This window comes from Cysteiniphilum sp. JM-1 (assembly GCF_008711525.1).
In the GTDB taxonomy this organism is placed as follows: Bacteria; Pseudomonadota; Gammaproteobacteria; order Francisellales; family Francisellaceae; genus Caedibacter.
Genome location: NZ_VXKS01000007.1, coordinates 1 through 26,550 on the forward strand (window position 1 = coordinate 1; position 26,550 = coordinate 26,550).

The following is a 26,550-nucleotide window of genomic DNA, read 5'->3' on the forward strand; positions in this document are numbered from 1 at the left end:
TACATCATGCAACCGTGATTAGCCTAGAAGGAGAAAGTTATCGTATGAAAAAATAATTTTTTTGCTATAAATCGGCAAAGTTAGTTGTCGTAACCGGAAAAGTTAGTTGACATTTGATAAGCTAGCAATTAGCAAACATTTTCGATGCGTTTGTTCTTCTCCAATTGCTGATACAACTCCTTAAAGTATTTCTTTTGCCCCCAAATATTCCAATCCCCAATCACATATAAATTCCTCTTTGCTCGAGTAATTGCCACATTGAGTAAATTTGGTTTACCTGAAGCCCACCAAGCACCCCCTTCATTTTGTTGATCACAACCCAGAGCAAGAATAACCGTCTCATTTTCTTTGCCTTGGAAAGTGTGAACTGTACCAATATTATTCTTAATCCAAAAACTCAATTCCTTATACCCAACATTATTAAAGATACTAGACTGACTCATAAGTCGATACATCAATGCTTGTAGTTCCTTCTTTACTGCCTTAAATGGCGTAATCACATATATACTACTCAGTGCGCTCTTACTATTTTTAGTAACCTCCTGCAATAAATATGATACTCGCTCTCCAATTTCTGGTACATATTGCTTAACCGTACAAACACCGCTGACCTGAATCCATTTATTCTGCCCCAAGCTAGAATGAAGCTGTGGTTGTATTTTTTCATTTTCAAAGCCATGGATCATCCGGCTTTCATACGCTATTTTATTTGCCACACTAAACATAGGATCAATGCACCTTCTATGCACCCACAAAGGAATACCAATCCAAGTTTTCTGATTATTAATTGATATATTACAGCCATATTGATTTGCTCGATCCGCTACCTGCTGAACAGAATACTGGTAGGGTAACCAATCTTGATATGAGTTTGGCAAGACACTATCCATGAGCTTATCAACTAATTTTTGTGGTGTCGTAAAAACAGGTTCAATTTGCAAAGGATCTCCAACTACAACTGTTCGCTTCGCACGCCAAATACTACCTACTGCTGCATGAGGAACTGCTTGACCAGCCTCATCAATCATTAACCAACCCAACTGCGCACATCCAATTGATCTAAACATATTTCCAACAGATGCAAATGTCGTAGATAAAACGGGAACCATCAAAAACAGAGATTTCCATAAGGTTTCCTGCCTTATTTGACATCCTCCTTGCAAAAGTTGACTTAACCCAAACAAAACATTTTGCCTAAATAGTTCATAGCAACTGGCTTCATAAAGCCAAGATTGATGTAAATGCATTGCACAAACAAATAGTTCAGATCTCAAACAATTTAAATGCTCACTTTGCCAATAACTTTGTCTTTGGGTGTCTACATCATAAATACTATGAGTATGACAGGGTATACGCAAATCCACTAATGACTGATTTAATTCCTCAAATAAAGCTTCTTTGTTTTTAAATTGTAAAACGGCTTTACCAAGCGCTTCTTGAGCTTTTTCAAGATTGTTTTTTAGATGATTTAATTTCACTTTCCTATCAAAGTCCACATGCGTATCTTTAAATGATAGGTACAATTTTCTTTGCTCAAGCAACTCTTTGGTTATGGTGCTTAACTGATTTTGGTAGGCTTTAACTTTTGCTCTTTTAAAAAGATATGATAACCAATGAGGTTTTTTAAAAAGGCTAAGCTCGTCCTCTATAAACTTAATTCTTTCTTCAAAACGTTTGCATTTCTCCTCAATAGACTCATTTAGTGCAACATAATCTTCATAAGCCAATTTAGCAACATCTAGTGCCTGCCTCTGTTCTATCGTTGCCTTATCTTTATTATATTCTTTAAAATATGCTTGTAACTCCTGAAATTTTTTAATCTTATCTCGATATCTCTCCAATTCATCATATTTCTTATTAAATTTATATTTTGCTTGTGAAAAGCTTTCTATTTTTTCTTGCTCCACATCTCGCCAGCGCCAAAAGTTTAAGTAATCAAATCCTGTTGGACGTTTACTTTCTTGCTCTGAATATGGTTGGTAATGCTTTGTATAAAACATTCTATCTACTAGATTTTTTCTATTACGTGAGCTTCCACCTGCTGCTGAAATCAAGCCCCAACAATGTTCTTGGTCATTCATCGCTTGCAAATGCCCTTTCCTTTTCTTAGCGTTTACTTGATTAGCAACTGATGATAAATAGGATAAATCACTAAATAAACCATCAATGTCTTTTCTCAAGGGGAGCTCTTTTGAAATATTTTCCACTGCTTTGTTATTAGATGATGCAACAACCATTTCAAAGCCAAAAAGCTCTGATTTAGGATAAAACTGCTCATCCAATGACTTTCTAACATCATCACAAGAAGCCAATACCTTCGATCGATTAACCAAATTTTCAGCAACAATATCACGCAACAGCGTTGTTTTACCGGTTCCAGGCGGTCCATTTATTGATAGCACTCCCTCATTATGCAATTCGTCAAAAACCGTATTGATAGCAAACTGCTGCATTAAAGACATCTGATGTGATATTTTTGAAGGCCATCTTGCTCTTGGCGTCATATCTGGTGACAACTTATCTGCAATTAGTGGTAACGCATTTGGAGTGTATAAATCAACATATTTTTCATCAACAAAGCTTAAATAGCTCATTAATGGCTTATGGTCAAAACCTGCTGATAAAAAGCAAATCACTCTTTCGATATCTTCTATATAAAAGCTATTGAGAATAGGCATTATAAATTCATTTGCATCATTTGCATCATTTGCATCATCAGCTTCTTGATCACCTTCCTCCTCCTCTCGTCTATCAAACAATAGGTTATCTCGAGATAAACCATTTTCCATACCATCATGTCTTAATAATTTTAGCTGCTCTTCTTTTTTGCTACTTTTAATTTCTTTCCAATCAATTTTAAAAAGCCAAAGGTTATCTTCCAGATTTAAATTAGCCCAATCATTTAGCAACTTACTAAGTTTATATAATGAACTTGCATTTAAAACTTTTAAACCCTCATTATCAGGATGTAGTGGCAGCTCATTTTCTATACGACACAAGCCCTCTTGCAATTTCTCACAACTTTTTTCAAACTCTGTCATTACAAGTTGATCTAAAGCATTTTGACAAAGCTTACCCAAAGCCCAAGGCAATGTACTTACTGACATAGTATCAAACAAAGGCATTCCATTTTGATCAACGGTTAACTTGGCATAACAGCTAAAACCTTCTGTTAAATTTTCATCTTTACGCTCTTCCCATTCTACTTCTTGATAACCATCTGATACTTCATTAAACACATTATCAACTATCGTATTTATTTCGTTTAAATCAAATAGATTGATATGTAGTGTATACATTGCATGCTGTTCTGGATAAAGACCTATCTGAAGTCTGGCGTTTGTATCTAACCAAGGTAAAATAGCATCCTGCTGCCTTTGTAGTTCATCAAATGTAATTTTAACTCCTTTATTTTCGTAGTTACTATCATCTGGAATTTTATAAGGTTGAAAAAACTCAACTTTATGCCACGCCCTTAATATTGCTATTGCATTATTAATTTGTTCTTGCTTTGTTACATCTACTAATTTCGTCATTTTGATTATCTACTCAAATCCATCAAAAAATGAGGAATATCTTGCCAATTATTAACCACTTTAACACCCCACACCACTTAATACACTTTTGCCTCCTGAGATTGGAGTGACCTTGATTTGTGAGCTAATGCGCTCTTTTAATGCAGGGACATGCGAGATCACACCGATTAATTTACCATCTTGCTGCAAATGTGATAGTGCTTCCAACGCCATCTCTAACGCATCTTCATCCAATGTCCCAAAACCTTCATCTAAAAATAAAGAGTCAACACGAATCTTTTGGCTTGCCATTTTGGATAAACCAAGTGCCAAAGCCAAGCTCATGATAAAACTCTCACCGCCTGAGAGGTTTTTTGTCGTGCGTATTTCTCCTGCTTGATAATTATCAATCACATTTAACTCTAAAGGCTCATTGCTATCACGCACTAACAAATAGCGATCACTCATTTGCTGTAATTGCTGATTGGCATAATTAACCATCAGCTCAAAAGTTAAGCCTTGGGCAAAGTTGCGATACTTTTTGCCATCTTGTGAACCAATCAAAACTCTAAGATTTGCCCATTTTTGCGCTTGTGCTTTTTGCTTATCAACACTCGCTAGCTTATTTTTAAATGCCAGCACTGCACTATCATGTTCTTGTAATTGCGTGTTTAATGACCCTAAACTTTCATACGTTTGTTGCTTTTCATTTTGGATAAACTGTTGCTGCTGCTGCAAATTTTCCAGTTTCTCATCTGTCAATGACGCATTATGAAGTTGGTTATACTCATTCCTTTTAACATTTAATTGACTATCTATATCACGCCAATGATTTTGTAATTGCTCCGCTTCCTGTTGCAATGGTTTGATTTGATCTATTTGCTTTAAAAGCTCTTTAAAGGCCTCTTCATCCATTATATTGTATAACTTTAGCTGTTCATAAAAATCCTGTTGCCGACGTGTATACTCATTATCTTTTTCTATTTGCAATGCCTGATAGGTACTTAATTGAGTATTCAATTCAAGTATTTTATCATCAATCGCTTTTACCTCTTCAGCGAAATGATCATATTGCTTTTGCGCCTGATCAACTGCCTGTTGCAATTGCTGCTCATAATCATCGGGATCTTTATCTGCAAATAGCTGTTGCCGAGCTTGGACAAGCGATTTCTTTTCCTCATTGAGGCTAACTATTGCTGCTTGCTCTTGTTGTATAGAAAGATTGCTCTGCTTAATTTGCTGTTCAACAAGATTTAGTTGCTCAGTAGACTGTTGTTTTTGTTGTGCATAGTTTTGCAGTGCCTGTTGCGTTTTTTGCCATTGATTCAAACGTTGTTGCAGCTGACCATTGACTTTAGAGAGTTGCTTAACATGTGTTACTACCATGCCATATTTATTCAACACTTCATTAAATTGACACATTGCCTTTGATACGCTTTCTTGCGCTAGTGACAGTTGCTCTTTTGCTTTAGCTAATGCTGATTTGGCATTTGTTACTTTTTCATCTGCCACACGTAACTGTGTCATTAAATCACCATGCACTTGCCGCTTTTGAGCGACCTGCTTCTCTTGTTCAGCAACTTCTTTTTGCGATGCTTTTATTTTTTTAATCTGTGATTTTAATGTTTTAATATCATCATCTGCATCAAAAGCTGGTAAGCCCTGTGTATAAGGGTGATCCAAAGCACCACACAAAGGACAAGCCTCACCATCAATGAGCTTGTGACGCTCTTTCTCTAAATGAATAATGACTTTTTGCTGCTCTTGGATATGCAGTTTAAGCTCCAAGGTCTCCTCATAATCTTCAAGCTGCTTACCTGCCAATATACTTTCAAGATTAAGATTTAATGTTGCCAAATACTGCTTAGCTTGATCTAAATCATTATTAGCAACATTCGCCGTTTGTTGGCATTGATCTTGTTGCTGTACAGCTTGGTCTAGTTGCTTTTGCGTCTTTTCAACTTCAGTATGATAACTATTGAGTGCATTGTGCTTATCTGTAATTGAACTGATTTGTAATTGAATACCTTGAAAATCAGCGATTAAATCTTCATCTACCGCATGTTGCTGAGTGTATAGCGTATTGGCTTGATTGGCTTTATCAAGCTTAATAACACTCTGTTGGATACTTTCTCTCTGCTTCTGTTGATTCGTCAGCTCAGTATTTAATGCATTAACTCTCTTTTCAAGCTGATGCAATTGATCTTGTTTATATTGAATATTATGATCAAGCTTGCGCACGTCTTTAATGATTGGAGTTTGTTCTCCTTGAGCTTCTTTAGCTTGTTGCCAACCTGCTTTTGCCTCATTAGATTTTTCTACAAATCTATCCGCATCTTTTTGTAACTGTGGACGCTTAAGCTGCAAAGCACCAATCTGATCTTTCACTTTGTTTAGCTCAGCATAAACACTCTGATAGGCCTCATAAATTGGATTAATCTCTTTGACTTGTTGTAAACGGATCAATTGCTGCTGCTTTGGTTTGAATGCGTCTTGCTGTTGCTGTATATGCTCATATTGCTTTTGTAGTTGCGACACCTCATGTTGAAGCTTCTCAATGGTTTGAAGCCAATTCACTTTATCACTCAAGACTTTTTCGCTAATATCTAATCGCTCAATCAATGACTTATTAATGACAAGATCATTATTTAGCTGTGTCAGCTTCTCTTGTGATAATACCTGAATACCCTCTAGCTCTTTCTGTAATAATATGACTTTATCTGTTTCCTGCTTATCACGCGCATACACCATTTTGGATATATCACTATAAATTTCAGAACCCGTCATTTGCTCTAAGATTTCAGAGCGCTCATCTGATGACGCTTTTAAAAAGGCAGTAAAGCCGCCTTGTGCTAACAAAATCGATTTACAAAAGCGCTTAAAGTCCATTCCTGTTTTTTGTTCAACGAGTTCTTTAACTTTTTTAATTTTTGTTTCTAATACTTTAGCTTTATTATAATCACTGATTTCATGCTTTGGTGATTGCAACTTTCCATCTGCTTTGCCTCGCGCTTTGCGTTGACTCCAATGACATTGATACACACCTTCATTCGTCTGAAATGTAATTTCTGCAAAACATTCCCCTGTTTGGCGTGACATTACTTCATTGACCGACTCAGAGATAATTTTTAGTCGTGGCGTCTGCCCATAAAGCGCCAAACAAATCGCATCTAATATGGTTGATTTACCCGCTCCAGTTGGACCCGTGATTGCAAACAAGCCATTATCTATGTAATCAGGATCAGTAAAATCAATTGACCATTCACCATACAGAGAATTTAAATTTTTGAATCGTAAGTTGAGGATTTTCATGGTTTATCCCTATCGATTTGAGTTTTAGAGGCAGATGCTCCAGTACTATTATTAGCTGTGTTAGATGTTATTTTTGGCGTGTCATAAATAGCAATAATTGAGGAGTTTGGTATTGTTACATCAATAGTCTCACTTTCTGAAATAGGCGCTCTAATTTTGGTATTTGAACCTATGCCCTGAAATAAAATATTAATGTTTACCAGTGTACAAAACTGTGAGTTATCTGAGCAATCTAAATGTTTTTTTAATATTGATCTTCCTTTATGCTTTGCTGAGTTAATTAATGGAGTTAACTCGTCTCGTTTTGCAACGATACAAACATTATCTTTTGAAAGATTAAGGGCTTTTATAGGAATTTGAACCAATGAAGCATGTGTAAAAAAACCTGGCATTCCTAAGCCAATTAATAGCGCAAAGAAGGTAAATACAAATGTTGAAAATAACCTTATCGATCTATTTGTCATACTTATAAATGAAAAAAATACAACAGTAGCTATAGTTAGTATCAATGTTACTGATAAACCTATAAACTTCATGGCAGGAGAAATATAATTTATAACATTTCCCAAACTTACAGCTATTATCATAACTAATAAGACTATTAGCATATATAAACTATATAGGAGCATTGCAGCATTAATTGCATTATTTTTTCGATCAAAAATATCTGTATATTTAAGTTTTTTAGATACTTTTAAAACCACCCATGAAACTGATATAGATGCCTGTTGCACAATAATAAAAAAACTTAAGTAGGCAATTCCTGAGACAGCAGCTACAGCAATCAATGTATATAAATCTCCAATACTAAGCATCCCTATATTCATTTGAATATGCAATAGATATAAAAAAATAATTACAAAACCTATGATAACGCCTAAAATAAACGAGACTTTTGAAAACAACCATATTTTTTCTAAAGCTTTAGTTGGTAGTAACTCATTAACTATTGATGCTTCTTTATCATCATTCTGTAGCTTTTCTTTTGACTCTTTATCATCAATCATTTATGCATATTCCTTAAATATCACTCTCTTAGGCAATTCACCTCTATTCTGCCTGCACATCTTCCTCAACAAGCTGCAGCATAATCTCTTGATAACAATCCATCAAAACAGCTTGCTGATCTTTTGGAATATCATGCGCAGCTAAGCAGCGCTCAAACACTTCTATTTCATTGAGATCCTCTAGTGTTTCACTACTTTGAGATTGACTTATCGCTTTATCAATTATGCGTTTGTTTTTGATACGTCTGATCTCAAGCTCACTGCCTTGAATATGAGCATTAATTTGCTCTGTCAGATCACTGATGATTTCTTTACCTATATATTCAATCTCAAGCCAGCTATTACTTTTATCAGTTGTTAGCTGTGACAAGGATGCCAAGATACCTTCCAGATTACCTTTAATACTAACTAACGATTGAAAGCATGGAACAGTAATAGGTGTAATGACTTTACTTGCCATCTTTAAAGTCAATCATTAACACCTGCTTTTGCTGCTTAGCCTCACCAAAGCCCATAGCAATGGGTGAGCCGCTGTAGCGAATATGCTCTTTTTTAGCCACCATTTGTGGCACATGCAAATGCCCCAAGGCAACATAATCAAGATAATCAGGAAATATACTCGCATCAACATGTGCTAACGAACCAACATATAGCTCACGCACACCGTCATCAACTTCGGTCTTGCCTCCGGCGGCAAACAAATGCCCCATACCAATCATTGGCAAATATTCAAGCTTATGTGTTTTGCAAAGCTCAATCTGCTTCTCTTTGGCGTACTGACACACCTCATGATAATGCTGCTTAATGCCTGATATTAATTTCTTATTCTTATCATCCAACGTTTCACTGGCTTCAACCTTTCTGATATCACGATCACGCAAGTAAGGTACTGCACAAATGATTGCTTGCGGTATGCCGTTATCCTTTGTCAGTGTAATCACTTCATCTTGTGGATTGTCACACGCTGCTCCCACTACATAGATGTTAAGTGCTTTTAATACACTTTTGGACGCCTCAAGCAAACTAGGCGAGTCGTGATTACCACCAATCACCACCACATGCTGACAATCCGTATTTTTAGACACATCACTTAAAAACCGAAAATACAGCTCTTGGGCATAATTACTCGGTGTTGTGGTATCAAAGACATCACCAGCTATTAATAAAATATCAATCTTTTGCAATTTAATAATATCAATTAACCAATTTAAAAAGGCTTCAAATTCAGGATAACGCTTTTTGCCATAAAGCATGCGCCCTAAATGCCAATCGGAGGTATGGAGGATTTTCATGGTGTTTTTTCTATTTCTTTGCTTAAGTTAATATTATTTTTTGATAAGCCTTTGATTAGCTTAATCATTTCATTAATAGAGTCTTTTAATTCTTGAATAGAATACCCTTCATTTTGCATAGTAGTATTTTCAGGATGATGAATTTTGTTGCGAATAAATGTTTGTAAACTCACGTCATAAGGTGCAGGTATTTTTTTACTTTCGTTAACCCATTTTTTTGTTAGTTGAATTTTTTGATCTTGTAAATATGCGTCTAATTTCTTTTGATCTTCACATTCAGTTTTTTCCTGAAGATAACCATATAGCTCATTATGAAATTCAGGTGTTGGCATATCATAAGCATAAAAGTTAATCTCACCCCAAGTTGGGCTCCATGGAAATAACTGCACTTCAGCATCATTAATATTTTCCACTCTATTTAAGTTGTTTACCTTTTTCGTTATAAAGAGTCCTATTTTATGTAAAGGCATCCCTAATAGAAAATATGGTGAGTGAGTTGTTAAAAAAATTTGATTATGCTTTGTTAACTCTAAAATACTGTCTAACAGTTTTGATTGCGCCTTTGGGTGTAAACATATTTCAGGTTCATCAATAAATAGGAAAAATGGCTTGTCAATTTCTTCAAGCTCAGGGTGTTTCTTCAAATCTTCTGCATACACCTGCAATAAAGCTAAAAAACTGCTCTTTGCATCCCACTACCTTTTTCAGATAATGTTGTTGAAATTCCATCATCAACTTGGATAGTTACATTTTTAAAAAATGAATCAGAATCAAGTTCATTAAATTTAAAAGATATTGAAGCATCTCCAAATTGTTCATGAAAAATGCCCTGCACTTTTTCTTCAATTATATTCAATTGCTTCTGTAATAGGGAATCCTCATTATTAAAAATTTTATGAAAACTCTCTTTAAATGCTTTATATTCACTTTGATCATGTAAGGCAGTAGAGATACCTTTTAATAGCTTACCACAAACTGTAGAAGCTCCAAACTTAGCTTGATCATTGGGATTTGTATCTGCCCAAACAAAATTTAGCTCAAAAATCCCTTTTATAACTGCATCAATACCACTTGGGTTAGCAAAAGATTGATCACTTTCATTCCAAACTTTAATTTTCTTTTCTTCATCCGTATTTCTTGATATTTGAAAAAAACCGACTCCATTCTGATCATAAATCAGCTTTCCAAGTGTGTCTATTTTCTTCTCTTGAGCAAAGGACTCTAATATTTGCTTAATGTCACCAGTAAATGTTAAGTCTACTTGAGCACTACTGTTAGCATTTTTATTAACAATTTGACTAATATCAGACACTCCATTTCTGACAAAACTGATAGCTTCAAAAATAGTTGATTTCCCAGTATTATTTTCTCCCACTAAAATATTGAGTCCACTGCCCTTTCGCCCATTTGGAATACTAAACTCGAACTGTTGATCAAAATAACCCTTAAAATTACTAATTTTAACTTTATGAATATGCATCTTCCTACCCTTAAAAGTTTGAGATCATCTATATTGCAACTGAATATTTCCTGCTCCACCAAACACTACTTGTCATAACGAACTCCCTTTACAATTAGTTTCCGATAACAATTCTATCACATATAACGATTATTTATAGCTATGATTGCCCATAGCTAGAGTCTAGTATCGAAGAAATTTTTGATGCTTTTAGGTAAGTGATCAGCTTGTAGGTAATAGCGGCTATTAACAGTTGAGATTATCCGCAACAATCAACTGATCTAAATTGTAGCCTTGTTGAATGGCTATATTTTTCATCAAATCTAACTGCTGTTGACTGATATGTTTTGTGCGACTTAGAAACCACAGATATTCTCTGGAGGGTTCACCAACCACAGCATACTGATAATCATCAGAGACGTATAAGATCCAATACTTACCCGTAAATGGCCAAAAGAACCTAACCTTAAGCTTACTATTATCATCGGCATTGGATCGCCAAGCAGTTGCTGTGGCTTCTTTTAACTTGCCATCTTTATAGCACGTATTGGTAACTGAGATTGTATCTTTATCTAGTACCTTATATTCAGCAGTAGAGCAATGACAACCTTTTTGGAAGCTATTAGGCAGGCGAGCTATCTCATACCACTTACCCATATACTTTTGCAGATCAACACTCTTTGCTGTCTGCATGGGTTTATACGTCGCACATCCGGCAACTAACAATACCATTGAGACCAACCACCACTGCTTTATCCTTTTCATAATGCCGCTTCCTTATAATACTTTTTCAACGCACCAACCACATCTTCCATCTGATTAGCACGTGAGCCCTTAACTAAAATGCGTGAAAGTATATTTTGATTGTTGTTAAGATCATTCCGTAACGCTTCAATTAAAGCATTCTTATGCTCAAAGTATCGTGCATATCCTCCTGCTTCTTTAGCCAGTAATGTCATCCATGCTTTATTGCCATACAAATAGACATAGTCAATACTTGATTGCTTAATCAAGCGCCCAACCTCTTGATGATAATGCTCCGCATGCTCGCCAAGCTCGCCCATATTGCTAAGCACAAGATACTTGTCACCCTTAAATGTCGCTAAATCATTAATTGCCGCTTTAACCGATTGAACACTGGCATTATAAGTATCATCAATCAGTGTCACATAATCATTTAAAGTTACTAAAGAGAAGCGTCCTTTATAAGGTTGATAATTTGCTAATGCATTAAGTGATGACTGAATATCTAATTGCAAGGCATAGATAAACGAAAGTGCTGTTAATGTATTTTGAATATTATGCTGACCAATGACATTCAATCGTGCTTCATAGCGCTTCTTTGCCACGCTCACTGTAAAGCTCAATGCGGTTATTGACTCTTGTTGCGCATATAAATAAATATCAGCAGCTGTGTTATTCATCGAGAATGTGACTTGATCAACCGCTAAAGCTTTAGCAAAAGCATTAATTCTTGGATCATCTAAATTAATAATTGCTTTGCCCTGCGGCTGTATACCCTGTAATAAGGCACCCTTTTCAATCATTACACCATCTAAAGATTTTAGCTTTTCTAAGTGTGATGCTGACACATTGGTAATGCCGGCATAATCTGGCTTGATTAACTGTGTTAAATGCGGGATCTCACCTGGTGCATTGGTGCCCGCTTCAATCACTACAAAATCAACATCTTGCGGGGTTGACAACACTGTCATCGGTACACCAAGATCATTATTAAAATTACCATGACTATAATGCACCTTACCAAATGCTTTAAGCATAGACACCAGCATTTCTTTGGTGGTCGTTTTGCCGCAACTGCCCGTTATTGACAACACTGGCAGATTCAGTGTTTTGCGATATAAAAGGGCTAAATCAAACAGCGCTTTACGCGTATCTTTGACGATGATTTGTGGCACGTTAAGATCAGCTTGTTGTTGTGCCACCAAAACTGCAGCTGCACCATTTTGTATGGCGTGATCAATAAAATCATGTCCATCACGCTCACCTTGTAGTGCGACAAAAAGTTGTCCCTGACTAATCTCTTTTGAGTTAATATGCGCGCCAGTAATTGCCACATCCTGCCCAATGTACTGAGCACCATTTAATTGCAAAGCCAATGACTTTAATGACTTAATCATTTTTTCTCCAAAACTCCAATACCACTTCACGCTCATCAAAATGTGTTTTCTGATGATGCTTATCTAAATAGGTTTCATGCCCTTTCCCAGCAAGTAAAATAACATCGTGAGCATTTGCGATGCTTAATGCATATTCTATTGCCTGTTTACGTTCTTCAATTACGATAAACTCAGTGAATTCATCATCGAATCCTGAGATGATATCTTGAACAATATCTTTAATATCATCGGTGCGACTATTATCCTCTGTCACGATCACAAAATCAGCATATTGTTGTGCTGCTTTTGCCATCAATGGACGTTTGCTATGCTCGCGTGAACCACCACAACCAAACACGCAATAAAGCTTGCCCTTTGTTTGCACACGCACGGCTTGTAAGGCTTTGGCTAAAGCATCTGCAGTATGTGCGTAATCGATAACAACGGTTGCTTTTCCATCATGTATAAGCTTTTCAAGCCGCCCTTTGGGATTATGTAAATCATTCACAGTTTTCAATACGTCGGTAAAAGGATAAGCGTTTGCCAATAAAGCGCAAACTACCGCGGCAATATTGCTGACATTGTATTCACCCATAATGGGGATCGTAATAGCTAATTCCTTGTTATTTTTAAAAAATACATCAACCACAAAACCTTGCGGCGATATCGATGTTATTGGCATATAACAATCGGCTTTACTATTAACAAGGCTAAAACTAAAAACCTCTTTCTCTTGTTGTTCAGTCAACTCAGCATACAAACGACTACCATAGTCATTATCAATATTAATCACACATTTCTTGACACTTGCTAATTTAAATAACTGGCGCTTGGCTTGGAAATATTGCTCCATCGTCTGGTGATAATCCAAATGATCAATATCCAGATTACTGAAAATCGCCGTTTGAATATTGACGTTGAGAATACGTCGCTGACTAATGGCATGTGATGACGCTTCCATGGCAACCGTGTCAGCGTCTTGATCATAAAAGTTCTTAAGTATCCGCTGTAAGCTTAGATTATCCAAAGTCGTTAAAGCGGAATCTTCAAGTGTTGGAAAGATACCATTACCAATAGTTCCAAGCACACCGACCTTATGATTAAGCCTTGATAAACTTTGCGCCAAGAAATGGCAAATTGAAGTTTTACCATTAGTACCAGTCACTGCAAAGATATTTTGTTGCTCGGATGGGTAATCATAAAACCAACTTGCCAAGCTTGCGAGAATTGATTTTAAATTCCGAATCTCAATAACAAAAGGGATGTCCTGTGGATCGATTAAACTGACGTCTTCAACCAAAATTAAGTTAACGCCTTGGGCTCGCAACTGATTGACATAACGATGCCCATCATGCACTTGTCCTTTAAGTGCAATAAAGCCGTCATTTTCTGTGACCAATCGGTGATCTTGATAAAGGTTTTCAATGAGAAAAAAAGGATTCTTATTAAGATCTATTGTCTGATAAGCAGTTGATTTTAATGCATTAATTTCAATTAGAAAGGCTCTGATTTGAGCAATAGTTTTCACGATTATTGATTGATTAGCTTTGCCATAGCCATATTTCTACCCACTTTGATTGTATAAGCGCTGGCTGAGCGTAAGTCGAAGTCTCTATGAGAGTGTATTACCCTTCGACTTACGCTCAGGGTACGGTGAGCACTTGCGGGTGAATGTTTAGTCTTAGGCATTAGTTTATTTCACTTGACGCTTTTCTTTAACAGCAGATGCTAGTTTATCAAGCATCTCAAGCGTTTCATCCCAACCAACACAAGCATCAGTAATACTTTTGCCATACTCTAGTGGTGTTACAAAAATCGATTGATTGCCTTCTTTTAAGTTACTCTCAATCATCACCCCGAGAATATCCTGACTACCTGCTTTGTATTGCTCACAAATATCATCGATCACCAAAGATTGTTTTTTGTAATCTTTGCTGCTATTACCATGACTGCAATCAATCATCACTTTGTGTGGCAAGTGATGCTCTTTTAACGCACCAGCTGCTTCATCAACATATTCTTTGGCATAGTTTGGTCCATCATTGCCACCACGCAAAATAATATGCGCATCGGCATTACCTGTTGTTTCAAAAATTGCTGTTGTGCCTTGCTTGGTCACCCCCAAGAAATGATGCTTTGATTTTGCTGCTCTTACTGCGTCAACCGCAATACCAATACTACCCTTAGTACCATTTTTAAAGCCTATTGGGCAAGATAAGCCTGAGGCTAACTCGCGATGCACCTGACTCTCAGTCGTGCGCGCACCAATGGCACCCCATGCGATGAGATCTGAAATATACTGTGGGCTAATCACATCTAGAAACTCAGTCGCGCACGGCAATCCCATATCTGAGATATCTAATAACAACTGGCGCGCCATGCGTAAACCTTTGTTGATTTTAAAGCTATTATCTAAGTCAGGGTCATTGATTAAACCTTTCCAACCCACCGTTGTTCTTGGTTTTTCAAAATACACACGCATGATCACAACAAGCTCTCCGGCATGCTTTTTCGCTTCTTTTAACAAAAGCCCTGCATATTCTTTTGCGGCCTTGATATCATGTACTGAACACGGTCCAACAACGACAACCATACGATCATCTTTGTTTTGCAAAACATTGGATACTGCTTTACGTGCGGCAATTACTGTTGACGTGGCTTCTTTGGTAATCGGATGCTCTTCATGAATAACCCCAGATGGCACTAAGGTGCGTTTGTCTTTGATACGTGTATTATCTGTTTTATCGTGTATGTCTATCACGCGCTCTACTCCACTTTATACTGTTTTTTATTTTTTTACTTTTTATTTTTTGAAATTTTATCCACTATAACATGAATTAAGAACATGCCAACATGTCCCGCTAAATAATACCAAACAATTTGCGCAAAGAACTCATGTAGCTCCTTGATATCATGCAGCAATGAGGTACCAATATAATTGGCAGGAATCACAAGCCAGAGTGTCCCCAATAAAGCGACCAAAAACAATAGCATAAAACCTAAGCCTTGAATCAGTCCAGCTAACCCACCAAAAGCACGATCTGGCAAACGGCAGCGACATAATGTTTTGATATCGGCTATTACTAGACTAAGACCTTTTTTGTTATAGGGGAAAAGATGCCCGAATTTATCCTTTTCTACTAAACTCGCAGCACGTAATAAATAGGCTAATAACAGGAAAAACACAGTGACACCGAAAATTTCATGAAATAGAAATAACTTTAATGTCCATGGTTCAACACCTGGTTTTACTTTATGATGCATCCATTGTGCTGATAATAATTGAAAAATAATGGCTAAAGCAAATAGCCAATGAATAACATGCGCCAATACGTCATAATGTGTTTGTTTTTTCATAAACGCCCCTCTTTCTTATGGTATTTTTTGATAGACATAACGTGGCATAATTTCATCTGCCATAATCTTATTCTCAAAGTCGATTCTAAGCAAAATACCCAACGCAAAACACATAATCAGTAAACTACTTCCACCATAACTAATCAATGGCAATGTTAAGCCTTTGGTTGGTAAGACACCAATATTCACTCCAATATTCACAATCACCTGAAAAGCCACCCAAAAGCTTATGCCATAAGCAACATAGCTTTGAAAATGACGATCAAGGACATAAGCCAGACTGGCAATTCGCATGCCTTTCCAGATCAAATAAGCATAAACCATAAGCAGTGTGATCACACCAACTGCGCCCAGCTCTTCAGCCACCACGGACACAATAAAATCAGTATGCGCTTCAGGTAGGAAAAACTGCTTTTGAATACCACTGCCTAAACCATCACCAAGCCAGCCACCTCGACCATACGAAATAAGTGCTTGCACTAGCTGATAACCAGTATTATTGGCATCCGCCCACGGATTCATAAAGCCATTTAAACGCGCCAAACGATACGGTTCAAACAGCACTAGAAAAGTTGCCGCAACCCCACCTAATACAATTAGGATAATAAACCATCTCAATTTAACTCCCGCCATAAACATAATGCCAAACACACAGGTAAACATCACAACAGATGCACCAAAATCAGGCTCTTTAAGTAGCAGTCCTGCCATTGCCGCAAGAATAATCAGTGGTTTAACAACACCTTTGAATGTTTCTCTGGCAACATCTCCAAAGCGCACGAGATAAGATGAAAAGTACATAATCGCACATAGCTTAACAACCTCTGAAACCTGCACATTAATCACAATCAAAGGGATCCAACGCCGTGAGCCATTCACCTCGCGTCCAATATGCGGAATCAATACAGCAACGAGCAAAACAAAGGCAATAATCAACCACAGCTTATAGATTTTCTGATAGTTATCTGTTGGTACTAGTAATGCACAAATCATTGCCCCTATACCAAGTATTGCAAAGAAGCCTTGACGCACACAATAAAAATAAGGGTTGCCATAGTCATAATTAGCATCAACCATCGATGCCGAGGTCACCATAATCCAACCAAACGCTAATAATCCCAACACCAAAAAAACAAATGCCATATCAAGCTCAATGGTCGCTCGAACGCGCACCTTTTTGCTATTGCGCTGACTAAAAAAATTACGAATAAAAAAAAGCACGCTGTTACCTTAGCTTATTAACCAATTCTTCAAAATATTCACCACGATGAGCATAACTTAAAAAGCCATCGAAGCTTGCACATGCCGGTGATAATAACACAATATCATTTTGACAAGCGAGGGTTGTGGTAGCATTAAATGCCTCATCGAAGCTCTGACAAAGCATACAATCAACCTCATTGGCAATGGCTTGATAAATTGACATACGATCTTGCCCATAAACGACCGCTTTTCTAACATACGTTTTAAGTACAGGCACTAGCTCGCTAAAATCAGCACCTTTTGCTAAACCACCTAACAAAATAATAATGTTTTTAGTCTCTTTATTGCCTAGACCGATAAGAGCGGCTTCCGTTGATGCAATATTCGTGGCTTTTGAGTCGTTGATATAGCGAATATTTTCAAACGTTCTAACCAAACGACAGCGATGCGCAAGCGGATTAAATGTAGCAATCGCTGATTTAATCTTGGCTTTTTCACCTTCAGACAAACTCATTAATCCGTCTAAAATCATGAGCACCGCTAAGATATTCTCAAGATTATGTCTGCCTTGCAATATCAGCTCAGACTGCTGACAAAATACCTCGTGATGAAATATCGCTTTATCATCATCGACATAAGTAGTGTCATTATTAAAATATGAAAGCGTCTCATCCGCTCTATGATTTAATAAGTCTTTTTGTTTGGCATTCATTACACGATATTTACCACGAGTTAACAATGCCAACTTAGCATCACAATACGCCTTATAATCAGCATAACGATCTAAATGATCAGGAGATAAATTAAGCACTGCCACAACATCAAACTGTGCGTTTTTTAATAAATCGATCTGAAAACTTGAAACCTCAAGCACATAAACATCAACCTTTTCATCGATAAGGCTTAAAGCAGGGATGCCAATATTGCCGCCTAAAGCAGTATTTATTCCAAGGCTTTTAAGCACATGAAAAAGCAAAGAGACAACGGTACTTTTGCCATTTGAACCCGTGACCGCAATCACTTTTTGCCTTTTTTGCTTATGGTTTTTCTCGTCATTGCCTGATGCGATAGCTAATGCAAATAGCTCAATATCGCCAACTACTTTATGCCAATGACGATAGAGTTGATTAAATGGTGCTTTATTGACGGGAATGCCAGGAGCTACGACAATTAAATCATAGTTTTCAAGGTTGATTTCATCAAAGTTTTGATAATCAACTATAACACTCACGTTTTTAAAGTTTTGATCGAAGATATCGATCTCTAGCGCATAAGCTTTTAGATAATCAACAACGGCAGCCCCTGAAACACCAAGACCCACAACTAATACACGATTGATTTGTCGTGTTTGATAATAAAAAAAAGGCTTTGACTCAATCATTTCATCGTCACATTAACGCACTTTAAGTGCAGCAAGCCCGATTAATACAAAAATAACCGTCAAAATCCAAAAACGCACCACCACTTTGGTTTCAGGCCAACCTTTTAATTCAAAATGATGATGAAGTGGCGCCATTCTAAAAATACGCTTTTTTCTTAGTTTATATGAACCAACTTGCAGAATAACTGAAACCGTTTCCATCACAAATAAAAAGCCCATAATAAAAAACACTAACTCTTGACGAATAATAACGGCTATGGTGCCAAGTGTCGCCCCCAATGCTAGAGAACCAACATCGCCCATAAATACTTCCGCAGGATATGTGTTAAACCATAAGAAACCAAAGCCAGCGCCCGCAATCGCAGCACAAAATACAACAAGCTCATCAATCCCAACATTGGGCATATAATCAAAAAGCAAGTGTCCAGCAAAGGCACTATTGGTAATGACATAGGCATAGACAGCAAGCCCCATTGCCACAAGCACAATCGGTAAAATAGCCAATCCATCTAAGCCATCGGTTAAGTTTACCGCATTACTACTTCCTGTTATCACAAAATATCCCAATAGGATAACCCAAGCACCTAGTGGAATAACCCAGTCTTTACTAAAGGGGACTGCTAAACTAAAGTCCATATAGTTATGCAATAAGACATAAACCCACAGCATTGCCACTATCGCAAAAGCCGACTGCATCAAGTATTTGTATTTGGCACGTAAACCTTTAGGGTGCTTTAATACGAGCTTTAGAAAGTCATCTAAAAAACCAATCAAGCCAAAACTGACAAGTACAAAAAGCAAGACCCATATAAAAGGACTATTAAGCTTTGCCCATAATAAAATCGATACAACAATGGAAAAAATAATTAAGCACCCTCCCATCGTTGGTGTGTTTTTCTTCACCAAATGTGTTTGCGGTCCATCATCCCTCACTACCTGCCCTATCTGCATTTTACTCAACCAGTTAATCATCGGTTTGCCAACAAACAAACTAATCAAAAGTGCCGTTAATGCTGCCATAAGTGAGCGCACAGTCACATAACTGCTAAAAATATGCATAAACGTAAAATATTGTGACAACCAACCGGTTAACCATAATAACATCTAAAAAAACCTTGCCTTAACTACCTAAATTGCACGGTTGAAAAACAGTGCACCACAAATGCAAAGTATTCTAGTAAGCCTAATTGCAGAACACAACCAAAGCTGCGTTAAAATTACTTTTTTTGGCGTTTTTCTTTCTAAAGCAAGCTACTATATTTTTTATATTCGCTATATTGCAATTTTATTTAACTTTTTAAGTTGCATCTAGCTGGAAAAATACGCAATATTAATTGCTCAAAACAATTAGGAATAAAGAGCAAGGTTAGACTTAAATGGAGAATAAAAATGCCCGTAAACAGTAAACAATGGAAAATCATTTTACTTTCAAGCCTTGGTGGTGCACTCGAGTTTTATGATTTTGTGATATTTGCCGTCTTTGCCATGGCTATTGGTGAGACTTTTTTCCCTTCATCATCACCGGTACTTAGTATGCTTGGTGCTTTCGTTGCTTTTGCGATTGGCTATTTAGCGCGTCCTTTTGGCGGCATGCTGTTTAGTCATTTTGGCGACAAATACACACGCAAAAAAGTCTTTGTACTCTCAATAAGTATTATGGCGTTAGCAACACTATTAATGGGCTTGTTGCCTGGCTTTAGCACCTTAGGAATTACTGCAACCATTATTTTTATTTTGCTACGCTTAGCACAAGGCATTGCTATTGGTGGTGAAATCCCTGGTGCCATTACCTTTGTTTGTGAACATATCCCCAAACACCCAGGTCTAATCTGTGGGGTGATCTTCTTATTTATCAATCTTGGAATTTTCTTAGCGGATATTGCTCATGCATTACTCATTCATGTTGACCCATCGATTGCTTGGCGTATTGCCTTTATCTTTGGCGGTGTGCTTGCTGTGATTAGCTACTTCTTGCGTAAACGTTTGGAGGAATCTGAACTTTTCCTAAATGAAAGCAAGCGCCATACATTACCGATACTGGCATTATTTAAGAACCATGCACGCAATGCCATTTTAGGCATTTTTATTGTTGGATCACAAGCCGCTGTTGTCAGTATTTTCTATTTGTATATCACCTCATTTATGCAATTAAGAGGTTATGATAATACTGTCATTGCTTATACAACGATTATTAACCTTTTTACTTTTTCAGTTTTCTGCACTATTGCTGGAGCCATCTCGGATCGCATTGGTCAAAAACTTGTTATTTTAATCAGCGCCCTATTGTTCATCCCCACTGGTATCTATTTTTATCATAGCTTGTCAACACATGGCGCGGTAATGCTTTCATATACCTTGGTGTCTATTTTTGCCGGTGGCATTGCTGGTGCTGTCAGCGCCTACTTAACGAAGTTATTCCCAACTGATGTGCGCTATTCTGGCATATCATTTTGCTATAATGTCGGCTTTGCATTATTTGGTGGCTTAACACCAGCGATTGCAACCTACATGATTCATCACACGGGAAATACTAACTCACCAGCTTATCTAATGAGCGCTGTATTTATTATCGCCATCATTGCCCTACTGGCGAGTAAGATGCATATCAAAACATTAGATAAATAAAAAAATAAAAAAAGGCTAAGACTAAATATTCACCCACAAGTGCTCACCGTACCCTGAGCGTAAGTCGAAGGGTAATCACACTTCATAGAGGCTTCGACTGACGCTCAGCCAACGCTTACACAATCAAAGTGGGCAGGAATATGATCATAGCCTAAAAAAACGATAACAATAAAAAGGGGCATTGCGCCCCTTTTTTATTATTTATAGTTGTGGATAGCTGATGATTACATCATGCCAGGCATACCGCCCATTCCACCCATGCCGCCCATTGCAGCAGCTGCGTCAGCTTTATCATCTTTGATCTCACCAACCATTGCTTCTGTAGTGATCATAAGACCAGCAACAGATGCAGCGTGTTGTAGTGCTGAGCGTGTTACTTTCGTTGGATCTAAGATACCCATTTCGATCATATCGCCATATGTATCATTTGCAGCGTTATAACCATAGCTACCCTCTTTAGCGCGAACGTTATTAACAACAACAGAAGCTTCGCCACCGGCGTTTTTAACGATCTGACGTAAAGGCGCTTCCATTGCACGACGCATTAATGCGATACCGTGGTCTTGGTCTTCATTGTCACCTTTTAGCGTCTCAAGAGCAGCTTGCGCACGAAGTAATGCAACACCACCACCAGCAACAACCCCTTCTTCAACCGCAGCGCGCGTTGCATGAAGCGCATCATCAACACGGTCCTTTTTCTCTTTCATTTCAACTTCAGTCACAGCGCCAACACGAATTACAGCAACACCGCCTGCTAATTTAGCTAAACGCTCTTGAAGCTTCTCACGATCATAGTCAGAGGTTGATTCTTCGATTTGCTTTTTGATTTGAGAAACACGTGCTTCAATATTGCCTTTTTGACCAGCGCCATCGATCACTGTTGTATCATCTTTGGTGATTTGCACGCGTGAAGCCGTACCTAAATGCTCAACTGTTGCTTTTTCTAGTGTTAAACCAACTTCTTCAGCAATAACCGTAGCATCTGTTAGGATAGCGATATCTTCTAGCATTGCTTTACGACGATCACCAAAACCAGGGGCTTTAACAGCCGCGACTTTAACAATACCACGGATATTGTTCACAACTAATGTCGCTAATGCTTCACCTTCAACATCTTCAGCGATAATTAATAATGGCTTGCCAGACTTAGCAACACCTTCTAATACCGGTAGTAAGTCACGGATATTAGATACTTTCTTATCAACGATTAAAATGTACGGATTTTCTAACTCAGCCGTCATATTTTCTTGGTTAGTTGCAAAATAAGGGGACAAGTAACCACGATCAAATTGCATACCTTCAACAACATCTAGCTCATCTTCAAAGCCTTTGCCTTCTTCAACAGTGATCACACCTTCAGAACCAACTTTAGCCATTGCTTTAGCAATTAGCTCACCAACTGTCGCATCAGAGTTTGCGGAAATCGTACCAACTTGCTCAATCGCTTTGTTATCAGCACATGGCTTAGATAGTGCTTTTAATGCATCAACCGCTTTAATGGTTGCTTTATCAATACCACGCTTAAGATCCATAGGATTCATGCCAGCGGCTACTGCCTTCAAGCCATCTGTTAATAAAGCTTGCGCTAAAACAGTTGCCGTTGTTGTACCATCACCTGCGATATCAGCAGTTTTTGATGCTACTTCTTTAACCATTTGCGCACCCATGTTGGCAAACTTATCTTTCAATTCGATTTCTTTAGCAACAGATACACCATCTTTAGTAATTGCAGGAGCGCCAAATGATTTCTCAAGTACCACATTGCGTCCTTTAGGACCTAAAGTGACTTTTACTGCGTTAGCCAATGTATTAACGCCCTCTAGCATACGAGCACGTGCGTCATCTGAAAACATTACTTCTTTAGCGGCCATGTTTCTTTCCTCTTAAATTTCTTTTGTTTATTCTTAATTAAAAATTTCGCTTTTAAAATCAATCATCTGATGTGGCATCATCCTTAGCATCGGGCGTATACAATACACCCCTACACAAGCTCACCAAGAACACTACCACGCCAAAGATTATTCAATCACACCCATAATATCTTCTTCACGCATCATCAATAGTTCTTCACCATCAACTTTAACTTCATTGCCTGCGTACTTACCAAATAATACTTTATCACCCACTTTAACATCAAGCGCACGAATGCCACCATCTGTTAAAATCTTGCCGTGACCTGCTGCAATAACCGTACCTTGCATTGGTTTTTCCTTAGCGCTATCCGTTAGGATAATCCCGCCTGCTGATTTTTCTTCTTCCTCAGCGCGACGAACCAACACTCTATCATGTAAAGGGCGAATTGCCATATTTAGACTCCTTTTTTTAACCTATTTGTTAAACATTAGTTGTTTATTGCAGGCAAAAATATGGTGATAGCAATTTGCATTTCAAGAATTTTTTTAAAAGTTTTTTGATTTATTTTTTAAGAGTAGAACAATTGATTTATTTATATACAGCAAAGAGTTACCAACCAATCGGCAACCTGCTTTTTAACTCCCCCTTTAACTGATCTTTAACAGCATTGGTGCCTGACTCAATTAAAATATTCTGCAATTGGGTATTATCCATCTCGATTACAGGATTGTTCAGGCTACCTTTGACATTAAATTTCAGTGGCAGCTTCGCCAATGACTGATTGACACCACCGGCATTAATCTTCGCATCATAAAATGTAATATTTGCTGGCGCATTAAGTTCAATATCACCAGATTGCCATGCCCAAGATCCCTGCATACTAATATCATATGTCTTAGCCGTGAGATTAAAATTATTGCCAAACTTGATATCACTTAATAGTTTATCCGCACTCATACCCTTGAGCATTAACGCAAAGCTTGGCGCAATCCGACTATTATTGGCACTGACAAAATCAATATTCAACGTCTTATCGACACTGACAATATGGATTTTTGTCGGTGCAATGGTCAGCCACGGTTGCGTTGAGAGATTGCTTGCCGTGACATTTAACGCTAAGGCGTCATTATAACGAATATTGTTGACCATAAGCCTAGCAATCACAAGAGTTGGTGATTGCTCAATTAGGTGCAATGCCTGCCTTTGTGCATATTGATAGACCGGTATAACATCGTTATTTTTTTTACTGATGGCTTTATCTTCCTGAGCTACCGGCTCAGGTGCCAGCCATTTAATCACGCGCACAAGTTTAGTCAGATAATCATAATACTCATTGGCATTTTTAAGATAATGACGCACATCAAATTGTTGTATTTTATCCTCTTTGCTCACTTCTTCGGCTGAACCTGCTGTTTTTGATTTATCATCAACTGGAGTTATAGTATCACTTTCTGTCTTTGTATTAGCATATAATGAGGCTTTGCTTTGACGTTTGTTATTGGTTAAAACACTATCGACAACCACATCACTTAGCTCAAGGCGTTTTGCCAACAGTGCGCTTACATTGACTTCAGCTTTTAACTCTTTTGCAAAGAAACTATTTTGATATAAATCTTCAGGATTCGCAAAAGCCAAATCCTTGATCACTATTTTTCCCTCTAAAGCATCAATATCAAGTTGTCCTATATCTACTGTCGCGCCATTAACTTTGGTTAGCTGAGTAACTAAAATATTTTTGACAACTTGCGACTGCAAGAAGCTACTCATAACAAATAACAAAACAATGATTACAACCGTTACGATCACACCCCACCAACGAAACGGATGCTTGAGTTTTTTATCACGCAATTTAGTCCAATCAATCTTATGCGCTGATTTACCAAAGACAGCCCATGATATGACTTTGATAGATCGCTTATTAATGATTCTATTGTACGCTTCTTTTTCAGTCTGTAGTGCTGCCATCTTAACTTTGATATTTTTAGCAGATCGCGCAAGCACAAAGCCCACAATCACACCAAAAATAATTGCCAAGATGAAGCTACCACTCACCAGATAATAATCAAATCCAGCATATGCTAGTATCGGCGCGTTAATCATCCATTTAAATAAAGGTTGCAAGAAGCCATCCAATAACCAAGTTCCCAGATGGTAAGAAAGTCCCTCTAAAATAAAGGATAAAATCTCAGCAACCGCAAAAATAATCGCTGCCACGACTAAATTGACATTGAATAACAATAAAAGCAAAACGGCAACCAGATAAATTAGTGGTGCATATTGAAATCCTGGCATAAACCCTAATACAAAACCAAATAGCGCTGCTAAAAATAGCTGCATTGGATTGGATTGCCCCGTAATAATCGCTATAAGCTTTTTGATAAATTTCATCGTGATATCCTTTCTAAATCGACTCTCAAAACAAACTGTAGTCTAAAAAGCATATTCACTCAAGCTTGATACGCTTAATGCTTAGCTCTTTATCAGAAAGGCAAAGGCAGAATAATTTAGCAATTAAAGACTCGCAACGCTTGATTAAGCTTCTCATCAAACTCTAAATTAGCATCAATCGTAAATATCGGTTGCTGCCAGTTACGAACCCACGTTAACTGGCGCTTGGCTAATTGGCGTGTTGCCGCAATTCCCTTGGCAACAAATTGATTATAATCATACTCTCCATCCAGATACTGCCATGCTTGACGATAACCGACACTGCGCATTGATGGCAAATCAGCATGCATAAGCGCTAGATTTTTAAGCCCTTCAACTTCTTTTAAAAAACCATTATCTAGCATTTGCATAAAGCGCTTTTCAATCATCTGATGCAAATGTTTACGATCATTTGGAACTAATGCACATAAGTTAAGTGATTGACCTAAACCACCCTCTTTGGCATTTTCAGCAATAATATGCGAATAAGGTTGGTCAGTAAGTAATATCACTTCAACGGCGCGCTCAATTCGCTGTTGATCATTTGGATTAAGCTTGTTGGCTGTGAGAGGATCTTTATGCATCAAGAAGTCATACCAATACGCTAAACCTTGTAACTTTATGGTGTCACGCACTTTATCATCTGCTTCAGGTAGTTTAGATATACCTTCTTGCAATGCTTTAAAGTACATCATCGTACCACCAACAAGTAATACTTCTTTGTTACGCGCATGAATCTCTTCAATCAATCGCTTAGTATCATTGATAAAATCATTGACCGAGTAATTAAACCACGGCTCGATAATGTCAATTAGATGATGGACAACACCATTCATTTCCAAGAGATTTGGCTTAGCTGAACCGATATCTAATCGCTTGTATACCAACGCTGAATCAACACTGATAATTTCAGCATTCATTTCTTGGGCAAGCTCAATGGAAAGAGACGTTTTTCCTGAGGCAGTAGGACCTGCTAAGGCATAGACTTTTTTTGAAAT

Annotated in this window: 20 protein-coding genes; 1 reads left to right on the forward strand and 19 read right to left on the reverse strand. The window is 37.6% G+C overall.

Annotated features, from left to right (window positions below; translation table 11 throughout):
* Positions 1–128: 128 nt before the first annotated feature.
* The 15 genes from F3D68_RS04445 to mraY all read right to left on the reverse strand — a co-directional run bounded on the left by F3D68_RS04445 (position 129) and on the right by mraY (position 19,750).
* Complete coding sequence (locus tag F3D68_RS04445) at positions 129–3,536, reverse strand: DEAD/DEAH box helicase (protein ID WP_151193262.1); 3,408 nt, start codon at positions 3,534–3,536, stop codon at positions 129–131.
* Between the two features lie 60 nt (positions 3,537–3,596).
* Positions 3,597–6,827 (reverse strand): SbcC/MukB-like Walker B domain-containing protein, encoded by a 3,231-nt coding sequence (locus F3D68_RS04450; protein WP_151193263.1) that lies wholly within the window; start codon positions 6,825–6,827, stop codon positions 3,597–3,599.
* Positions 6,824–7,834: a DUF3169 family protein gene (locus F3D68_RS04455; protein ID WP_151193264.1), complete on the reverse strand. Its 1,011-nt coding sequence runs from the start codon at positions 7,832–7,834 to the stop codon at positions 6,824–6,826. The genes F3D68_RS04450 and F3D68_RS04455 overlap by 4 nt, the downstream gene beginning before the upstream one ends.
* Positions 7,835–7,877: 43 nt before the next feature.
* On the reverse strand, positions 7,878–8,294 hold the full coding sequence (locus F3D68_RS11385; protein WP_224728230.1) for an exonuclease SbcCD subunit D C-terminal domain-containing protein: 417 nt from the start codon (positions 8,292–8,294) through the stop codon (positions 7,878–7,880).
* Positions 8,284–9,126, reverse strand: a complete 843-nt coding sequence (sbcD, locus tag F3D68_RS04460; RefSeq protein WP_224728231.1) for an exonuclease subunit SbcD — start codon at positions 9,124–9,126, stop codon at positions 8,284–8,286. Before sbcD ends, F3D68_RS11385 begins: the two co-directional genes overlap by 11 nt.
* The gene (locus tag F3D68_RS11450) at positions 9,123–9,785 is read right to left on the reverse strand and encodes an ATP-binding protein (protein WP_263478725.1); all 663 of its coding nucleotides are present in this window, start codon (positions 9,783–9,785) and stop codon (positions 9,123–9,125) included. Before F3D68_RS11450 ends, sbcD begins: the two co-directional genes overlap by 4 nt.
* Before the next feature lie 11 nt (positions 9,786–9,796).
* The gene (locus F3D68_RS11455; protein WP_263478726.1) at positions 9,797–10,606 is read right to left on the reverse strand and encodes an ATP-binding protein; all 810 of its coding nucleotides are present in this window, start codon (positions 10,604–10,606) and stop codon (positions 9,797–9,799) included.
* 225 nt (positions 10,607–10,831) lie between these two features.
* Complete coding sequence (locus F3D68_RS04470; RefSeq protein ID WP_151193265.1) at positions 10,832–11,350, reverse strand: lipocalin family protein; 519 nt, start codon at positions 11,348–11,350, stop codon at positions 10,832–10,834.
* Positions 11,347–12,726 (reverse strand): UDP-N-acetylmuramoyl-tripeptide--D-alanyl-D-alanine ligase, encoded by a 1,380-nt coding sequence (locus F3D68_RS04475; protein ID WP_191092698.1) that lies wholly within the window; start codon positions 12,724–12,726, stop codon positions 11,347–11,349. The genes F3D68_RS04470 and F3D68_RS04475 overlap by 4 nt, the downstream gene beginning before the upstream one ends.
* Positions 12,719–14,233 carry a UDP-N-acetylmuramoyl-L-alanyl-D-glutamate--2,6-diaminopimelate ligase gene (locus F3D68_RS04480; RefSeq protein WP_191092699.1) on the reverse strand — a complete coding sequence of 505 codons (1,515 nt, stop codon included), beginning with the start codon at positions 14,231–14,233 and terminating at the stop codon, positions 12,719–12,721. Before F3D68_RS04480 ends, F3D68_RS04475 begins: the two co-directional genes overlap by 8 nt.
* A 165-nt stretch (positions 14,234–14,398) precedes the next feature.
* A complete protein-coding gene (locus tag F3D68_RS04485; protein ID WP_318010181.1) occupies positions 14,399–15,466 on the reverse strand; it encodes a 3-deoxy-7-phosphoheptulonate synthase in 1,068 nt (355 codons plus the stop codon).
* Positions 15,467–15,501: 35 nt separating this feature from the next.
* The gene (locus tag F3D68_RS04490) at positions 15,502–16,062 is read right to left on the reverse strand and encodes a cytochrome b/b6 domain-containing protein (RefSeq protein WP_151193268.1); all 561 of its coding nucleotides are present in this window, start codon (positions 16,060–16,062) and stop codon (positions 15,502–15,504) included.
* A gap of 15 nt (positions 16,063–16,077) precedes the next feature.
* Positions 16,078–17,283 (reverse strand): putative lipid II flippase FtsW, encoded by a 1,206-nt coding sequence (ftsW, locus tag F3D68_RS04495; RefSeq protein WP_151193269.1) that lies wholly within the window; start codon positions 17,281–17,283, stop codon positions 16,078–16,080.
* Between the two features lie 4 nt (positions 17,284–17,287).
* The gene (gene murD / locus F3D68_RS04500) at positions 17,288–18,646 is read right to left on the reverse strand and encodes a UDP-N-acetylmuramoyl-L-alanine--D-glutamate ligase (protein WP_151193270.1); all 1,359 of its coding nucleotides are present in this window, start codon (positions 18,644–18,646) and stop codon (positions 17,288–17,290) included.
* A gap of 12 nt (positions 18,647–18,658) precedes the next feature.
* Entirely contained in the window at positions 18,659–19,750 is a 1,092-nt protein-coding gene (gene mraY, locus F3D68_RS04505) for a phospho-N-acetylmuramoyl-pentapeptide-transferase (RefSeq protein WP_151193271.1), read from the reverse strand.
* A gap of 285 nt (positions 19,751–20,035) precedes the next feature.
* Here mraY and F3D68_RS04510 point away from each other — a divergent pair, with 285 nt between their 5' ends.
* Positions 20,036–21,271 (forward strand): MFS transporter, encoded by a 1,236-nt coding sequence (locus F3D68_RS04510; protein WP_151193272.1) that lies wholly within the window; start codon positions 20,036–20,038, stop codon positions 21,269–21,271.
* A 224-nt stretch (positions 21,272–21,495) separates the two neighbouring features.
* Here the strand turns inward: F3D68_RS04510 and groL are convergent, their stop codons facing one another.
* The 4 genes from groL to miaA form a co-directional block, all read right to left on the reverse strand.
* Positions 21,496–23,142 carry a chaperonin GroEL gene (gene groL, locus F3D68_RS04515; protein ID WP_151193273.1) on the reverse strand — a complete coding sequence of 549 codons (1,647 nt, stop codon included), beginning with the start codon at positions 23,140–23,142 and terminating at the stop codon, positions 21,496–21,498.
* Positions 23,143–23,289: 147 nt separating this feature from the next.
* Entirely contained in the window at positions 23,290–23,577 is a 288-nt protein-coding gene (locus tag F3D68_RS04520) for a co-chaperone GroES (RefSeq protein WP_151193274.1), read from the reverse strand.
* A 157-nt stretch (positions 23,578–23,734) separates the two neighbouring features.
* Positions 23,735–25,513 carry a TIGR03546 family protein gene (locus F3D68_RS04525; RefSeq protein WP_151193275.1) on the reverse strand — a complete coding sequence of 593 codons (1,779 nt, stop codon included), beginning with the start codon at positions 25,511–25,513 and terminating at the stop codon, positions 23,735–23,737.
* A 116-nt stretch (positions 25,514–25,629) separates the two neighbouring features.
* Positions 25,630–26,550, reverse strand: coding sequence for a tRNA (adenosine(37)-N6)-dimethylallyltransferase MiaA (gene miaA / locus F3D68_RS04530; protein ID WP_151193342.1), 921 nt, complete (start codon positions 26,548–26,550; stop codon positions 25,630–25,632).

Bases quoted from the DNA above. Each gene is read 5' to 3' on its own strand.
- F3D68_RS04445 (WP_151193262.1), bottom strand. From the start codon at position 3,536: ATGACGAAATTAGTAGATGTAACAAAGCAAGAACAAATTAATAATGCA.
- F3D68_RS04450 (WP_151193263.1), bottom strand. From the start codon at position 6,827: ATGAAAATCCTCAACTTACGATTCAAAAATTTAAATTCTCTGTATGGT.
- F3D68_RS04455 (WP_151193264.1), bottom strand. From the start codon at position 7,834: ATGATTGATGATAAAGAGTCAAAAGAAAAGCTACAGAATGATGATAAA.
- F3D68_RS11385 (WP_224728230.1), bottom strand. From the start codon at position 8,294: ATGGCAAGTAAAGTCATTACACCTATTACTGTTCCATGCTTTCAATCG.
- sbcD (WP_224728231.1), bottom strand. From the start codon at position 9,126: ATGAAAATCCTCCATACCTCCGATTGGCATTTAGGGCGCATGCTTTAT.
- F3D68_RS11455 (WP_263478726.1), bottom strand. From the start codon at position 10,606: ATGCATATTCATAAAGTTAAAATTAGTAATTTTAAGGGTTATTTTGAT.
- F3D68_RS04470 (WP_151193265.1), bottom strand. From the start codon at position 11,350: ATGAAAAGGATAAAGCAGTGGTGGTTGGTCTCAATGGTATTGTTAGTT.
- F3D68_RS04475 (WP_191092698.1), bottom strand. From the start codon at position 12,726: ATGATTAAGTCATTAAAGTCATTGGCTTTGCAATTAAATGGTGCTCAG.
- F3D68_RS04490 (WP_151193268.1), bottom strand. From the start codon at position 16,062: ATGAAAAAACAAACACATTATGACGTATTGGCGCATGTTATTCATTGG.
- murD (WP_151193270.1), bottom strand. From the start codon at position 18,646: ATGATTGAGTCAAAGCCTTTTTTTTATTATCAAACACGACAAATCAAT.
- mraY (WP_151193271.1), bottom strand. From the start codon at position 19,750: ATGTTATTATGGTTAACCGGTTGGTTGTCACAATATTTTACGTTTATG.
- F3D68_RS04510 (WP_151193272.1), top strand. From the start codon at position 20,036: ATGCCCGTAAACAGTAAACAATGGAAAATCATTTTACTTTCAAGCCTT.
- groL (WP_151193273.1), bottom strand. From the start codon at position 23,142: ATGGCCGCTAAAGAAGTAATGTTTTCAGATGACGCACGTGCTCGTATG.
- F3D68_RS04520 (WP_151193274.1), bottom strand. From the start codon at position 23,577: ATGGCAATTCGCCCTTTACATGATAGAGTGTTGGTTCGTCGCGCTGAG.
- F3D68_RS04525 (WP_151193275.1), bottom strand. From the start codon at position 25,513: ATGAAATTTATCAAAAAGCTTATAGCGATTATTACGGGGCAATCCAAT.